15 protein-coding genes are annotated in these 14,641 nt (G+C 74.2%); 3 read left to right on the forward strand and 12 right to left on the reverse strand.

Annotation, left to right across the window (positions count from 1 at the left end):
• Window positions 1-73 precede the first annotated feature (73 nt).
• The 3 genes from KBX37_RS23095 (at window position 74) to KBX37_RS23105 (ending at window position 3,135) form a co-directional block, all read left to right on the forward strand.
• On the forward strand, window positions 74-1,009 hold the full coding sequence (locus KBX37_RS23095) for an alpha/beta hydrolase (protein ID WP_210778006.1): 936 nt from the start codon (window positions 74-76) through the stop codon (window positions 1,007-1,009).
• 84 nt (window positions 1,010-1,093) lie between these two features.
• Window positions 1,094-2,125, forward strand: a complete 1,032-nt coding sequence (locus tag KBX37_RS23100) for a DUF6081 family protein (RefSeq protein ID WP_210778007.1) — start codon at window positions 1,094-1,096, stop codon at window positions 2,123-2,125.
• 29 nt (window positions 2,126-2,154) lie between these two features.
• The gene (locus KBX37_RS23105; protein ID WP_210778008.1) at window positions 2,155-3,135 is read left to right on the forward strand and encodes an aldo/keto reductase; all 981 of its coding nucleotides are present in this window, start codon (window positions 2,155-2,157) and stop codon (window positions 3,133-3,135) included.
• A gap of 42 nt (window positions 3,136-3,177) precedes the next feature.
• Here the strand turns inward: KBX37_RS23105 and KBX37_RS23110 are convergent, their stop codons facing one another.
• The 12 genes from KBX37_RS23110 to KBX37_RS23165 form a co-directional block, all read right to left on the reverse strand.
• Window positions 3,178-5,094 carry an NAD(P)/FAD-dependent oxidoreductase gene (locus KBX37_RS23110; RefSeq protein WP_210778009.1) on the reverse strand — a complete coding sequence of 639 codons (1,917 nt, stop codon included), beginning with the start codon at window positions 5,092-5,094 and terminating at the stop codon, window positions 3,178-3,180.
• A gap of 39 nt (window positions 5,095-5,133) precedes the next feature.
• On the reverse strand, window positions 5,134-5,715 hold the full coding sequence (locus KBX37_RS23115) for a flavin reductase family protein (protein ID WP_210778010.1): 582 nt from the start codon (window positions 5,713-5,715) through the stop codon (window positions 5,134-5,136).
• A 33-nt stretch (window positions 5,716-5,748) separates the two neighbouring features.
• Window positions 5,749-6,909 carry a hypothetical protein gene (locus KBX37_RS23120; RefSeq protein WP_210778011.1) on the reverse strand — a complete coding sequence of 387 codons (1,161 nt, stop codon included), beginning with the start codon at window positions 6,907-6,909 and terminating at the stop codon, window positions 5,749-5,751.
• A 53-nt stretch (window positions 6,910-6,962) separates the two neighbouring features.
• The gene (locus KBX37_RS23125) at window positions 6,963-7,907 is read right to left on the reverse strand and encodes an MBL fold metallo-hydrolase (protein WP_307849169.1); all 945 of its coding nucleotides are present in this window, start codon (window positions 7,905-7,907) and stop codon (window positions 6,963-6,965) included.
• Complete coding sequence (locus KBX37_RS23130; protein WP_210778012.1) at window positions 7,904-8,875, reverse strand: aromatase/cyclase; 972 nt, start codon at window positions 8,873-8,875, stop codon at window positions 7,904-7,906. Before KBX37_RS23130 ends, KBX37_RS23125 begins: the two co-directional genes overlap by 4 nt.
• A 20-nt stretch (window positions 8,876-8,895) precedes the next feature.
• The gene (locus KBX37_RS23135) at window positions 8,896-9,153 is read right to left on the reverse strand and encodes an acyl carrier protein (protein WP_210778013.1); all 258 of its coding nucleotides are present in this window, start codon (window positions 9,151-9,153) and stop codon (window positions 8,896-8,898) included.
• Window positions 9,154-9,194: 41 nt separating this feature from the next.
• Window positions 9,195-10,415 (reverse strand): ketosynthase chain-length factor, encoded by a 1,221-nt coding sequence (locus KBX37_RS23140; protein ID WP_210778014.1) that lies wholly within the window; start codon window positions 10,413-10,415, stop codon window positions 9,195-9,197.
• Window positions 10,412-11,677 (reverse strand): beta-ketoacyl synthase, encoded by a 1,266-nt coding sequence (locus KBX37_RS23145; protein WP_210778015.1) that lies wholly within the window; start codon window positions 11,675-11,677, stop codon window positions 10,412-10,414. The genes KBX37_RS23140 and KBX37_RS23145 overlap by 4 nt, the downstream gene beginning before the upstream one ends.
• Window positions 11,678-11,872: 195 nt before the next feature.
• Entirely contained in the window at window positions 11,873-12,523 is a 651-nt protein-coding gene (locus KBX37_RS23150; RefSeq protein ID WP_210778016.1) for a disulfide bond formation protein DsbA, read from the reverse strand.
• 357 nt (window positions 12,524-12,880) lie between these two features.
• A complete protein-coding gene (locus tag KBX37_RS23155; RefSeq protein ID WP_210778017.1) occupies window positions 12,881-13,408 on the reverse strand; it encodes a 2'-5' RNA ligase family protein in 528 nt (175 codons plus the stop codon).
• A gap of 129 nt (window positions 13,409-13,537) precedes the next feature.
• Window positions 13,538-14,143 (reverse strand): DNA-binding response regulator, encoded by a 606-nt coding sequence (locus KBX37_RS23160; RefSeq protein WP_210778018.1) that lies wholly within the window; start codon window positions 14,141-14,143, stop codon window positions 13,538-13,540.
• Window positions 14,140-14,641: sensor histidine kinase (locus KBX37_RS23165; RefSeq protein WP_374103813.1), on the reverse strand; the 502-nt coding region annotated here is incomplete at its 5' end. The genes KBX37_RS23160 and KBX37_RS23165, both read right to left, overlap by 4 nt.

Genomic DNA, 14,641 nt, shown 5'->3' on the forward strand with positions numbered 1-14,641 from the left:
CCACGCCGTCCCCCGGCCCCACCCGGGTGGCGGTGGACGGCACTTCCGGAACCGACCCGAGAGGCGGTATGACGTGTACGCCTTCGATACCGAGCTGACCGAGCCGGCCAGCCGGTTGCCGAGAGTCGACTACGCCGACCTCGGGACGGCGCGGGCGGCCGCCCGCGCCATCGCGGCCCACCAGCAGCCGTACCTGCCGGCGGCGCCGGTGCGGGTCACGGACACCCGGGCGCCCGGGCCCCCGGGCGCCCCCGACGTGCCCGTACGGCTCTACCGCCCCGCCGGCGCCGGGCCGGTCCCGGCGCTGCTCTACCTGCACTGGGGCGGCTTCGTCATCGGTGGCGTGGACGGCGTGCACCACACCTGCGTCCGGATCGCCGACCAGGTGGGGGCGCTCGTCGTCTCGGTCGACTACCGGCTGGCCCCGGAACACCCGTTCCCGGCCGCGCTCGACGACTGTCACGCGGCACTGGAGTGGGTGGCCAAGGAGGCCACCGAGCTGGGTGTCGACGCCGACCGGATCGGCGTCGGCGGGGAGAGTGCCGGCGGCGGCCTCGCCGCCGCGCTCTGCCTGGCCGTACGCGACCGTGGCGGCCCGGCCCTGCGGCACCAGTGCCTGCTCTTCCCCGCCCTGGACGACCGGCTCGACACCGTATCGGCGCGGGCCTTCACCGACACCCCGATGTGGGACCGGGCCAACGCCCTGGTGAGCTGGGGTCACTACCTGCGCGGGCGGGCCGGCGCCGCCGACGTGCCGGCGCTGGCCGCGCCCGCCCGAGCCACCGACCTGTCCGGACTTCCCCCGGCCTTCGTGGTGGCCTGCGAGTTCGACCCGCTGCGCGACGAAACGATCGACTACGCGCACCGGCTCATCCAGGCGGGGGTCCGCACGGAGCTTCGTTACTACCCCGGCACCTTCCACGCCTCGATCGCGGTCGCCGAGGCGACCGTCTCCCGGCGGATCCTCGCCGACCAGGTGGCCGCCCTTCGTGCGGGCCTGGCCGCCTGACCGCGACGCCCTGTCGGTCGTCGCGGCTTCCATCCCTCCCTCGGTCCCACCGGTCGCGCGCCGACCGGGGTTAGGAGCACCTCCGTGACAACCGTGTCCAACGCCGGCGTCCAGACCGTCGGCGAAGAGCCGTACCGGATCGTCTGGGACGACTTCCGGGACGGGTTCCACTGCACCGGGCCGGACGCCCGGTGGAGCCTCTACGGTTTCGGCCCGCACGTCGGCGACGACGCGGAGGTCACCACCTCCGCCGACGGCCTGCGGGCGGTTTCCTCCGGCGTGCACCCGACCACCGCGGAGCCGGCCTTCGTCCGCACCCTCGGGCCGGAGGCGCAGCACGGGCCGGTGGTGCCCGGCGCGCTGGACCATGTCAAGTGGCTGGCCTACCCGCAGCACCTGGCCGGTACGGGCGTGCCGGGCTTCGACGCCGTACCGGGGCGGGTGCTGTCGTTCGAGACGTGGCTCTCGGGGCGCACCTACGGCACGTCCGGCCACCCCTTTGGTGACCAGGTCACGGACCCCGAGGACGACCTGCGACTGGCCTCCGTCGCGATGCCGGTCCTCGACCATGAGACCGCGATGGTCTTCGACTTCTTCCTCACCAACAAGCGGGTGTACGTGTTCTACGAGCGCCTACCGCACGCGCGCGGCCAGCTCGGCGACTACGCCGCCTTCCTGCACACCGTGCCGGTGGCCGACCGGACCGTCGACGACGAGCACCACGCGGTGATCTCCTACGACCGGGCGGCCGGCACCGTGCGCTGGTTCCTCGACGGGGAGGAGGTCTTCTCCGTGGACCGCATCGGCCACCCCCTGCCGTCCCGCGAGCACCTGATGCTCGACCACGGTGGCGAACCGACGACCGTCGCACCCCGGCAGCTCGCCGGAGGGATGGGCATGTTCACCATCCTCGACGGCGCGCTCCCGGGCCGCAGCGCCAGCGGACTGGTGCGACTCACCATTGCGGACGCCCACTACTTCGACCCGGTCGCCGGCGCGCCGCGTCCGCAGGCTTTCGTCGACGGGAGCAGCCTGCCCGGCAGCCGGCTGTTCGGCCAGGGCGCCGAACTGCGGCTGCGCCGCTACGTGATCTCCAGCCAGCCGTCACGACCGTGACGGTCACCGGAACCGAAGGGAAGACCCTGATGCAGAGCAGGACGCTCGGCGAGCGCCTCGTCACCTCCGCGCTCGGCCTCGGCTGCATGGGCATGAGCGAGTTCTACGGCGGCCGCGACGACGCCGAGTCGGTCGCCACCATCCGCCGGGCCCTGGACCTCGGCGTGACCATGCTGGACACCTCCGACATGTACGGGCCGTTCACCAACGAGGAGCTGCTCGGGAAGGCCATCGCCGGGCGGCGGGACGAGGTGGTGGTGGCCACCAAGTTCGGGGTGGAGCGCCGCCCGGACGACGGCTACTTCGGGCTGAACAGCCGCCCGGAGTACGTGCGGCGGGCCTGCGACGCGTCGCTGCGCCGGCTGGGGGTCGACCACATCGACCTGTACTACCAGCACCGGGTGGACCCGACGGTGCCGGTCGAGGAGACCTGGGGGGCGCTGGCCGAGCTGGTGGCGGCGGGCAAGGTGCGGCACCTCGGAATCTCGGAGGCGCCGGCCGACGTGGTGCGCCGCGCCCACGCCGTGCACCCCGTCACCGCGGGCCAGTACGAGTACTCGCTGTTCAGCCGGGAGCCGGAGGCAGACCTGCTGCCGACGCTGCGGGAGTTGAACATCGGCCTGGTCGCGTACAGCCCGCTGGGCCGGGGAATGCTGACCGGGTCGATCGCGAGCCTCGACCAGCTCGAGCAGGACGACTACCGGCGCGGGACCCCGCGCTTCCAGGGCGACAACCTCGACCACAACCTCGCCCTGGTGGGCCGGGTGCGAGAGCTGGCCGCCGAGCGGGAGGTGACCCCGGGTCAGCTCGCGCTGGCCTGGGTGCTGGCGCAGGGGCCGGACGTCGTGCCGATCCCGGGCACCAAGCGCCGCCGGTACCTGGAGGAGAACGTCGCCGCCCTGGACGTCCGGCTCTCCCCCGCCGACCTCGCCGCGATCGACGCCTCGACCCCGCCCGGCGCCGCCGCCGGCGAGCGTTACCCGTCCGGCCCGCCGGTCGGTCACCGCTGACCCCGTGGCGGCGGCCGACCGGCCGCCGCCGCGCCGGGGCGGTCAGCGGATCAGGTACTCCGACGGGTCGAACCGGCGGGTGCGACGCCAGTACTCCTGGGCCGGGAAGGGCCAGTTCTGGGCCGAGCGCCCGGCCCGGTTGACGAACCAGCTGCTCACCTTCGACCAGCCCCAGGCCCGCAGCGCGTTGGCCTCGTCGACCCAGGCGTTGTGCCGCTCGAAGACCTCCGGCCGGACCTCCACGGCGCGGTGTCCGCCGGCGAGCAGCTGACGGACCGCGTCGACCAGGTAGGTCACGCCGCACTCGGAGAAGTAGATGATGCTGCCGCCCTGCCCCGACAGGTTGGTGTTCGGCCCGTAGAGGCTGAACAGGTTGGGAAACCCGGGCACGGTCAGACCGAGGTAGGCCCGGGCGTCGCCGTTCCACGTCTCGTGCAGGTCCCGACCGTCCCGGCCGGTGACCCGCATCGGGGCGAGGAACTGCGACGCCTGGAAGCCGGTGCCGTAGATGAGGACGTCGACGGAGTGCTCCGTGCCGTCCGCCGTGCGGACGCCCTGCGGCGTCAGCCGCTCGATCGGGTCGGTGACCAGGCGCACGTGGTCCTGCTTGAGCGTCGACAGCCAGGCGCCGTTGTCCCGCAGCACCCGCTTCGCGCCGACGGGGTAGCGGGGAATCACCCGGTCGCGCAGGTCCGGTCGGTCGGCGAGCTGGCCTTCCAGGTACGTCGCCAGGGTGGCCCGCAACTCCTCGTTGACCGCGGAGATCGCCCGCTCGGTGGGCGGGTAGTCCGGGTCGACGACCCACCCCTCCAGCACCCCGTGCAGCCCCGGCGCCAGCAGCCAGAACCGTTGCCAGGCGGCGTAGTACGGCAGGTGCTCGTAGAGCCAGCGGGCGCCTTCGGGCACCGCGTGGTGGTAGTGCGGCGTGGGCCGCAACCATGGCGCGTTGCGCTGGAAGACGACCAGTTCCCGGGCCTGCGCGGCCACCTCGGGGATGAACTGGAAGGCGCTGGCGCCGGTGCCGATCACCGCGACCCGCTGACCGGTGAGGTCCACCGAGTGGTCCCAGCGCGCGGAGTGGAAGGCCGGGCCGGTGAAGTCGGTCCGCCCCGGAAGGTCGGGCACGTTCGGCCGGTTCAGTTGCCCCACCGCGGTGACCAGCACGGCGCACTCGGTGGTACGCGGACCGTCGGGGGTGTCGAGGTGGAGCCGCCAGCGGCCGGTCGCCTCGTCCCACTCGGCGCCGCGCACCTCGGTGTCGAACCGGATGCGCTCGTGCACCCCGGTCTGCTTCGCGAAGTCCCGGAAGTAGTCCAGCACCGCCTCGTGGGTGGCGAAGTGGTCCGTCCAGTCGAGCCGGGGCGCGAAGGAGTAGCTGTAGAGATGGCTCGGCACGTCGACCCGGCAACCGGGGTAGTGGTTCTCGAACCAGGTGCCGCCGACGTCGCTGTTCTTCTCGTAGATGGTGACCGGCACACCGACCTGGCTGAGCCGGTACGCGGCGAGCAGGCCGCTCATGCCGGCGCCGACGATGGCGACCTCGACGTCGTGCCCGGGTGCCAGCTCGTCGCCGTGCCACTGCGGCGCCTTCGGGTCCTCCCCGGGCAGGACGACCTCCTGGGCGAGCAGGGGAAGCAGGTCACTGGTGTCCCGGCCCATCGCCCAGCTGGTGATGTGCCGCAGGGCCGCCGGGTCGAGCGGCGGCACGGGGACGCCGTCGCGCAGGCGGCGCAACGCACCGAACGCCAGCTCCCGGGCATGCGCCTGCTGCTCGGCGGAGAGCCCGCCCTGCGGCAGGAAGAGCCAGCCGTTGGGGCGTAGGTCGTCGCGGAGCACGGACAGGTCGCCGGTCAGGTGGGCCACGGTCATCAGCAGCGCGGGCGCCTCCCCGTCGCGCAGGTGGGCCCGTAACGTCTCGTCGTCGACGGTGACGGGTTTGATCGCCGAGGTGAACGTCATGGCAGGCGCCTTCCGGAAGAAAGTTCGGAGCGGATGAGGTCAGGGCCGGCTCGCCCCGTCGGCCGGACGGCCGGCGCCGGGCTCCGCCGGGTGCGGGCAGTCGCCGCCGCAGAGCGCGCGGAAGCCGCGGTCGAAGTAGACGACCGGCGACCCCTCGCCGGGGAGGAGGACCCGCTGGACACCGCCGACCATGATCACGTGGTCCCCCGCCACGTGGCGGCTGTCGATGACGCACTCGACGGCGGCGAGCGCCTCGCGCAGCACGGTCGCCCCGCCGTCGGTGCGGACGAAGCCGCCGGCGCCGAACTTGTCCGGGCTCTTGCTGGCGAACCGCTTGGCCAGGTCCACGTGGTGGGCACGCAGGAAGCTCACCGCGAAGTGGCGGCTGCGCTGGAAGACGGGGAACGAGTTGGCCGACCGGTCCAGGCAGACCAGCACCAGGGGCGGGTCGAGGGACACCGAGCAGAACGAGCTCGCCGTGAAGCCGTACGGGGTGCCGTCCTCGTCGTGCGTGGTCACGATCGTCACCCCGGTCGGGAAGCGGGCCATCGCCTCCCGGTAGGCCGCCGGATCGACCGGGCGGACTCCGTTGTCGCTGATGGTGGAATCAGTTGAGCGCATCGGAATCTCCCGGTCGTCCGCAGAATGGAGGGGTCAGGAGGCGGGCCGCGACACGAAGTCGGTCAGCGAGACGGTGATCTCCTGCCGGTTGGCCCGGTACGACATGCAGTAGCTGGTCGGGTACCAGCCGGCCTCCTTCCAGGCCGCGGGGAGCTTGAGTGGCCGGCAGGACGGCTCCACCCGCCCGGCGGCGAGGTCCGCCAGCCAGGCCCTCGTGATCATCGGCTCGTAGAAGGTGATGTCACCGCCGTAGGCGCCGTACATGAAGGTGTGGGTGAACGGCTGGCCGTTGAACTCGGGGGCCGTCGGGTCACCGAGGTGGTTGCCCATGCCCGGCACCACGGCGTCGATGTCGAGGTAGTCGGCAGGCAGGTAGCGGGCCGGCACGGGCAGCCGCGCCTCGGCGTAGTCCGCGCAGTCGACGAGGTTCCCGCCACCGCACGGCCCGGTGCCGATGGCCGCCGTCTCCGCCCGGTCCTGAAGGTAGAAATGCAGGTCGAAGTGGGGGGTGCCGTAGATCTCGGCCGGGGCGTGCCCGCGCGGGTCCCAGTTCAGCATGGCCCACTGGAACGGGCCGCCGACCACGTCCCGGAAGCGCTGCGGCAGGTCGAGCAGGTACTCGTGCTCGTGGACGCACTCCGTGGCCGGGTCAATCGTGCCGTTGCCGTCGACGTCGTAGCAGTGCGCGCCGTCGGTCGGCTCGGTCGGCAGGCCGCCGAGCGCCCGACGGTCGAGGACGAAGCCGAGGCTCACCGGCCGGTCACCGGCGAGCTGGGAGTAGATCCGCACCGTCCCGTCGCCGAGCCGCTTGGACGGGCCGTAGTCGGCGCACGGGCCGGGGTACGAGCGGGTGGCGCGGTAGAGCCGCTCGGCCGCGGCGGGCGACAGCTTCACCGTCCGCTCCTTCTCCGGTCGGCCGAGGACCAGGCAGACGTCCAGCGGAGCGTCCCCCTTCGCGCCGGATCGCTGCGGGCCGGCGACGAACGCGACCGGCACGGTCCGGGGGTCCAGTGGCGGCGGCGCGACCGTCGTCCGGGCCGGCTCCCCGACGGCGTGTTGGTGGTCGGCGCGGGCGGGCGCCGCCGCGGGGGCGGGGGACGATCCGCCGTCCGGCAGTTGGGCGGCGAGGGTGAGCAGACCGGCGACGGCTGCGGCTGCCGCGAACACCCGGCGGGCGCGCGGCGCGGTTGTCATGGACACAGCGACCGTTCCTAACGTGAGGGGTGCGGGGTGGCGTGGGCGCCGGGTCAGGCCCGGCAGGTCGGCAACCGGCCGTCGTTGTAGGCGACCATCTCGCCGAAGATCGCGACGACGTCCAGCGGCCGGCCCGGCGGGCCACCGGCGATCTCGGCGTACGCGCGGTGCAGGTTGCCGACGATGCGCTCGCCGTCGAGCAGGTGGGCGAACGGCGCGAGATCCGCCCACCGCGCGGCCGCCAACGGGGTGAGGCCCTCCGCGTGCGCCGTCGCGGCCAGGTCCCGGACCCAGCGCAGGTAGGCGATGTTGTCCTCGATGGCCTGCGGCCCCGTCACGGGCCCGTGACCGCAGACCACGGTGCGCGGCTTCAGCTCTCGGAGCCGTTCCAGTGCGGTGAGCGCCCCGGAGACCGAGCCCATGAGGTTGAACGGGGCGGCCCCGGAAAGGACCACGTCCCCGGCGAACAGGACGCGCTCGTCGGGCAGCCACACCACCACGTCGTTGGTGGTGTGCGCCGGCCCGACGTGGACCAGCTCGGCGCGCCGGTCACCGACGTGCACGGTGAGCCGGTCGGCGAACGTCACCGCGGGCAGGGTGACCCGCACGTCGCCCCAGTCGACGTCGGGCCAGAGGCCGGTCAGGGCGAGCCCGGTGTCGGCCATCTCCGTACGGGCCAGTTCGTGCGCGACGACGGTGGCGCCCGGACCGAAGACGTGGTTGCCGAAGTTGTGGTCGCCGTGGTGGTGGGTGTTGACCACCAGGCGTCCGGGTCCCCCACCGATCCCGTCGACGGCCGACCGGAGGCGCCGGGCGCGTCGCTCGGTGGCCAGGGTGTCGATCACCAGGACACCGTCGGACCCGACGACGACGCCGGCGTTGCTGACGCACCAGCCGCCGGGCAGCTGGGTGTACGCGAAGACGCCGTCGGCCACCTCGGTCAGCGCGCCGTCCGCGTCACCGGTCGCGGCGGCGGGGACCACCGAGGGGACGCTCACCGGGACACACCCGCCCCGGTGTGCTGGGCCGGCTGCTCCCGCGCGTACCGGCCGGCGTGCTCGAGCGTGGCCCGGCTGTTGCGGCCGAGCACGTCCCGCAGGTGGCGGCGGGCGTCCGCCGGGGTGCTGCCGGCGCCGAGGACGGCCTCGATCGCCGCCGGGTCGACCGCCACGCTGTGCCGGGCGTGGACCTCCGCGCCGCCCGGACCGTCGGCGAACTCCCACGACCCGGCGTGCCCGAGGAGCATTCCCGGCGGGACGACCTGCTTGTAGACGATCTGGCCGGGCAGGCAGAGCCGGATCGAGCGGGTGGTGTGTGACCGGCCCTCGGCGGTCACCGTGTCCATCTCCATGTCCTGCACGTCCGGCTGCGGTTCGCTCAGCGACACCCGGCCGACGTGCGGCAGCCGCTGCGGCCACAGGTCGCTGCGCCGCACGAAGGCGTACCCGTCGGCGGCGCTGACACCGGGCAGCACGACCCGGTCGGTGAAGGAGAAGACCAGGTCGTCCACCGGGTGCCCGAATTCGGCGACGCGGGCCAGCGCGGCCAGTTCCCGGGCGCTGTTGGTGTCCAGTGCCTGGTTCATCCACGCCAGCTGCTCCTCGCCGCCGCCGACGGTGAACCGGTGGGTCAGCACGACCTCGGTCCGTCCGCCGCTCACCGGCCGGAACGTCCAGTCGCCGCCCATCGAGGTCAACGGCGCCTGGCTGCGCTCCTGCCGGAAGGTGACCCGCAGGCCGGCCGGATCGAGGTCGCGCCGGGACGCCCAGGTGTTCACCCGGCCGTTGACCTGCGCCCAGAGCTCGAACCGTTCGGCACCCGGGGTGCGCTCCAGGTGCCGTACGTGCACGGTCGGCTCGAAGATCACGGGCCACCGGCGTACGTCGGCGACCAGCTCGTAGACCACCTCCGGGGGCGCGGCCACGACGTGGGTGTGGACGGTCTGGTGCGGCCGGGACGGGCTCATCGGCTCTCCGACGGCCGGGGTCATGACGTCCGGGCCGCGGCGCCGTTGACGAGGTCGACCAGCTCGCGGGGGGTACGCAGGTCGGCGATCCGCTCGTCGGGGATGCGCACCCCGTACTCCTGCTCGATCCGCGCGGCGGTCTCCATCAGCGCCAGCGAGTCGTACCCCAGCTCCTCGAATTCGACGCCGTCGATGTCGCCGGCGAAGGCCGCCGCGTCCGTCTCGCCGGCGCAGGCGACGAGGATGCGGCGCACGTCGTCGATGGTCATCGTGCTCATGGATGGCTCCTTTGTGGTCGGGGCGTGCGAGAGCGGGCCGGTCATCCGGCGGCGCGGACGACGACGGCGGAGTTGAACCCCCACCGGCCCCGGGCGAGCACGAGGGCGGTGGAGACCGGGGCCGGTCGGGGCTGGTCCAGGACCAGGTCGAGGGCGTACCGCTCGGGCACCTCGGTGGTGCCGGTGGTCGGCGGGATCACCCCGTCACGGATGGCGAGCAGGGCGGCGACCAGGTCGGTGGGGCCACCCCCGGCGTAGAGCCGGCCGAACATCGCCTTGGGCGCGGTCACCGGCACGCCGCGCGGGCCGAACAGGCCGCTGATCGCCTCGGCCTCCACCCGGTCCAGCTCGGGCACGCCCGCGGCGTCGGCGAACACCACGTCGACGGCGTCCGGGGCGATCCCCGCGTCGGCGAGGGCGAGCTCGGCGGCCCGGCGCAGGGCGGGCGGGCGCGGCGATCCGGGGGGCGGGTCGAAGGTGGAGGCGTAGCCGGCGATCTCCCCGTACCGCTGCGGCACGCCGCGTTCGCGCGCCGCCGCGAGGTCCTCCAGCACCATGATCGCGCCGCCCTCGCCGGGAACGTACCCGGCGGCCCGCCCGTCGAAGGGCAGGTAGGCCCGGTCCGGGTCGGTGCCGGCGCTGACCCGGCCGCTGGACACCTGAGACGTCCAGCCCCACGGGTCGAGCGCCGAGTCCACCCCGCCGGTGACCACGAGCGAGGTGCCGCGGCGTACGGTCCGCCGCGCGTGCCCCACCGCGTCGAGGCCACCGGCCTGCTCGGCCACCAGGGCGCTGCTCGGGCCGCGCATCCTGTTGCGGATGGAGATCTGACCGGTGTTCACCGCGTAGAACCAGGCGAACGACTCGTAGACGCTGACCGCCTGCGGTCCCTGCGACCAGAGCTTGTGGAACTCGCGGTGGGTGAACTCGAAGCCGCCGGAGGCGTTCGAGGTGACGACGCCCATGTCGTAGTCGGTCAGCGTGGCCGGGTCGACCTTCGCGTCGGCGATCGCCCAGTCGGCGGTGGCCAGGGCGAGCCGGGTGGAGACGTCGGTCTGCGGCAGCAGCCGGCTCGGCAGGTGCTCCTCCGGCCGGAAGTCGAGGATCTGCCCGGCCAGCGCGGCCGGGTACGCGGCGACGTCGAAGCGGGTGATCCGGCTGATCCCGTTCCGGCCGGCGAGGACGTTGGCCCAGAACCGTTCGAGCCCCAGCCCGACCGGGGTCGCCACGCTCATGCCGGTGACCACCACCGTGCCCGTCATGCCCGCACCTCCGGCCGTCGCAGCACCATCGCACTCTGGAAACCGCCGAAACCGCTGCCGACCGTCAGCACGGCGTCGACGTCCTGCTCCCGGGCGACCAGCGGCACGTAGTCGAGGTCGCACTCCGGGTCGGCCTCGTGCAGGTTGGCCGTGGGCGGTACGACACCGTGCTCGATCGCCAGGAGCGAGGCGGCGATCTCGACGGAACCGATGGCGCCGAGCGAGTGCCCGACCATCGACTTGATCGAGCTGACCGGCACCTGGTACGCGTGCTGGCCGAGGCTGCGCTTGTAGGCAGCCGTCTCGTGCCGGTCGTTCTGCCGGGTGCCCGAGCCGTGCGCGTTGACGTAGTCGATCGCGGTGGGGTCCAGCCGCGACTCGTCCAGCGCCACCCGGATCGCCTCGGCCATCTCCCGGCCGTCGGCCTTGAGCCCGGTCATGTGGTACGCGTTGCACCGGGTGGCGTACCCGGAGACCTCGGCGTAGACGTGCACGCCGCGGCGGCGGGCGCTCGCGTACTCCTCGAGCACGAACATCGCCGACCCCTCAGCGAGGACGAACCCGTTGCGGGAGCCGTCGAAGGGCCGGGACGCGTGCTCCGGGTCGTCGTTGCGGGAGGTGGTGGCCTTGATGGCGTCGAAGCAGGCCGCCACGATCGGCGTGACCGGCGCGTCCGAGGCGCCCGCCAGCATCACGTCGGCGCTGCCCTCACGGATCAGCTGGACGGCGTGGCCCACCGAGTCCAGGCCGGAGGTGCAGCCGTTGGAGATCATCGCCACCGGCCCCTCGGCCGCCACCGTCCAGGCCACCTCCGCCGGCATGACGCTGGGAATCAGGTAGTCGAACATGTGCGGCGAGACGTAGTCGGCGTCGACCTCCCACCGCCGTCCGCTGTCGGAGAGCACCAGGTACTCCCGCTCCAGGCTGGTGGCCGCGGCGACCGCGCTGCCCAGGCTCACGCCGACCCGGTGCGGGTCCAGCGCGCCGAAGTCCAGGCCGCTGTCGGCGACCGCCTCCCGGGCGCAGACCACGGCGAACTGCGACGCCCGGTCCATCCGGCGGACCTCACGGGGCGTCAGCCCCTCCCGGGCCGGGTCGAAGTCGGCCTCCCCGGCGACCTGGGACCGGTACGGCGACGGGTCGAAGAAGGAGATCCGCCGGGTCGCCGTCCGGCCCGCGGTCAACAGGTCCCAGAATTCCTTGGTGCCGTTGCCACCGGGGGCGCGTACGCCTATCCCGGTGATGACGACGCGCCGCGTCACCGGACACCGTCCGGGCACGTGCAGGCCCTCGAACTCAACATCGCAGTACGTCCCTCACTGCCGGTCGACTACTACCGCGTCCGTGTTCAGCCGCGATGACGAGGGACAGCGTGCGTGGGCGTACTTGAGGCCGGCTTGAAGATCGATGGGGGTCGGGGCGCCGGGCAGGGATGGCCCGGCGCCCCACCCGGTCGGTCAGTCGAAGGACGGCCCGAGGTCGCGGCTGCGCTTGAGCTCGTAGAAGCCGGCCGTGCCGGCGACGAGGAGCACCCCGTCCCAGAGGCGACCGGCCGCCTCGCCGCGCGGCGCCGGCGTGACCACCGGGCCGAAGAACGCCACGGTCTCCCCGGCCACCGGGCCCGGGGCGTGGATGACCGGGGTGCCGACGTCCGTGCCAACCGGCTTCATCCCCGCGTCGTGGCTGGCCCGGACCGCGTCGTCGTGCGTGGTGCTCTCCGCCGCGGCGGCGAGGGCCGGGTCGAGGCCGGCGTCGGCCAGCGCCGCCCGGTTGAGCGCGTCGCCGAGCGGCTGCCCGCCCGGGTGGATCCGGGTGCCGAAGGCGGTGTAGAGGTCGCGGAGCACGCCCTGTCCGTGGGCCTGGGCGGCGGCGACGCAGATCCGCACCGGCCCCCAGGAGCGGCGGCGCAGTTCGAAGTACTCGTCGGGTCGGTCCCGGTACGGCTCGGGCACGTCGTCGTTGCCCTCGTTGAGCACCGCGAGGCTCATCACGTTGAACCGGACGTCGACCGGGCGGACCCGCTCCACCTCCAGCAGCCAGCGGGAGGTCACCCACGCCCAGGGGCAGACCGGGTCGAACCACATGTCCACGGTTCCGCGGTCGTTCATGCTGATCCTTCCTGCACCGTCGCGGGCCCTTCAGCCCGTCCCTGTGGTGATCCTCCCCCGCCGGGTCGATCGGGCCGGACCCTCGCGGACCGCACGGTGGGTGACGTGGATCACCACGGTCGGTCATCGGCGAGCGCGGGCCCGGCCCGCCGTCCGCGCCGTCCCGAGGGGTACGCGCACTGGCCGAGGGGCCACCCGCCGGTCGGCGGGCGGTCGCCCAATCTCGGCTCAGCGCACCGTGCGGGCTGTCCGTCCACGGCGAAGCCGGCCGGGTCGGTGGGGTTGTCGAACGGGTGGCAGCGGCCGCCGCCGACGGGTCCGGGCCGGCGGGAGCGCCGGGGCTACCACCGACCGGCGTCAGTTCGCCGGAGAGACCCTTCCCAGCGGGCTGACCGTCCGGGTGTCGCCGTCGTAGCTGCGGGCGGCCACGAACTCCCCCGCCGGTCGGTCGACGCAGGCCAGGGCCCGGGCCAGCCGCCGGTCGTTGTCGCGGAAGCGCAGCGCGAGACTCAGGTGGGGGATCCATCGCCCCGGGGCGTGCCACGGGTTCTGCCCGTCGGCGCCGGCGAGCACGTCCCAGACGGCGGCGTGCAGGGCGGTCAGCTCGGGGGTGGGGCGGACCAGCCAGACCAGCGGGGCGCTGCCGTCGAGCACCTCGACCCGGTCGAGGCGGACCGGCAGGGGCAGCGCGGCGTCGAAGAGGTCGGCGAGGCGTTCGGCGGCGCCGGGCGGGAACGCGTCCACCGAGGCGATGGTCAGGTGCGGCCGGTTGCTGGGGTGGGTGTTGCGGGCCAGGCTGGGCAGTCCGGCGGCGGCGAGCCGGTCCCAGGCGGCCCGCACGGTTCCCTCCAGCGGTGGGGAGCAGAGCAGTTCGACCGTACGCACGCCCGCCAGGCTAGTGGGCGTGTGATCACCCGTCGGCCGGGCTGCGGCCGGCGGAGGCGGTGACGCCGGCGGCGTACGCCGGGCCGGCGCTGTTCGACGAGGCGCGGGCGGCGGTCGAGGCGGCCCAGGCTAGAGCCAGCCGGCCGCGCGGGCGATCCGCACCGCCTCGGCCCGGTCCGCCGCGCCGAGCTTCTGCACGCTCGCGGACAGGTGGTTGCGGACCGTCCCGGCGGCCAGCCCGGTACGCCGGGCGATCACCGCGACCGGGGCGCCGTACCCGGCCAGCCGCAGCGTCTCCAGCTCCCGTGGGGTCAGCGGGCAGGGCGGCAGGGTGAGCGCGTCGGCGGCCAGCGCCGGGTCGACGTACCGGGAGCCGGCGTGGACCCGGCGGATCACGTCGGCGAGCGCGCCGCCCGGGGCGCCCTTGGGCAGGAAGCCACGGGCCCCGGCGGTGAGCGCCTGCCGCAGGTGGCCGGGGCGGCCGTGGCCGGTGAGGATCACCACCGCGCACGAGGGCAGGGCGCGGCCCAGTTCCGCCGCGAGCTCGATCCCGCCCGGCGCCGGCATCTCCAGGTCGACCACGGCGACGTCCGGCCGGTGCGCCCGCGCCGCGTCGAGCGCGCTACGCCCGTCGGCGGCCTGCGCCACCACCTCGAGGTCGTCCTCCAAGCCGAGCAGGGCGGCGAGGGCCTGCCGGATCAGCTCCTCGTCGTCGGCGAGCAGGACCCGGATCACGGGGTCACCGGCACGGTCGCCCGGAGGGTGAAGACGCCGCCCGCCCGGTCGGTACGCAGCCCGCCGCCCACCGCCGCCAGCCGCTCGGTCAGGCCGCGCAGCCCGTGGCTGTGCCGGTCCGGCCCGGCGTCCGCGCCGACCCCGTCGTTGCGCACCGTCATCGTGGCCACCTCGCCCTCCCGGGTGATCTCGATCCGGCACCAACCGGCCCGGCTGTGCCGCAGCACGTTGGTGCCCGCCTCGCGCAGCACCGCGGCCAGCTCGGCGGCGGCGTTCGCCGGCAGGTCGGCCGGCGGCGGCGCGACGTCGCACCGCACCCCGCAGGAGCGCAGCACCTCGGCCACCGCGGCGAGCTGTTCGGCGAGGTCGACCGTCCGGTAACCGTGCACCGCCGCGCGGACCCGGTGCAGCGCCGTGCCGGCGAGCCGCTGCACCTCGGCGGCCTCCCGGCCGGCCCGGCCGGCGGCGACCGGGGCGCGTCGGGCGGCCCGGTCGGCC

The organism is Micromonospora sp. U56, from assembly GCF_018070095.1.
GTDB classification, from domain to species: domain Bacteria; phylum Actinomycetota; class Actinomycetes; order Mycobacteriales; family Micromonosporaceae; genus Micromonospora; species Micromonospora purpureochromogenes.

Coding starts and splice junctions, on each gene's coding strand:
- KBX37_RS23105 (WP_210778008.1), top strand. CDS start 2,155: ATGCAGAGCAGGACGCTCGGCGAGCGCCTCGTCACCTCCGCGCTCGGC.
- KBX37_RS23110 (WP_210778009.1), bottom strand. CDS start 5,094: ATGACGTTCACCTCGGCGATCAAACCCGTCACCGTCGACGACGAGACG.
- KBX37_RS23115 (WP_210778010.1), bottom strand. CDS start 5,715: ATGCGCTCAACTGATTCCACCATCAGCGACAACGGAGTCCGCCCGGTC.
- KBX37_RS23120 (WP_210778011.1), bottom strand. CDS start 6,909: ATGACAACCGCGCCGCGCGCCCGCCGGGTGTTCGCGGCAGCCGCAGCC.
- KBX37_RS23130 (WP_210778012.1), bottom strand. CDS start 8,875: ATGAGCCCGTCCCGGCCGCACCAGACCGTCCACACCCACGTCGTGGCC.
- KBX37_RS23135 (WP_210778013.1), bottom strand. CDS start 9,153: ATGAGCACGATGACCATCGACGACGTGCGCCGCATCCTCGTCGCCTGC.
- KBX37_RS23140 (WP_210778014.1), bottom strand. CDS start 10,415: ATGACGGGCACGGTGGTGGTCACCGGCATGAGCGTGGCGACCCCGGTC.
- KBX37_RS23150 (WP_210778016.1), bottom strand. CDS start 12,523: ATGAACGACCGCGGAACCGTGGACATGTGGTTCGACCCGGTCTGCCCC.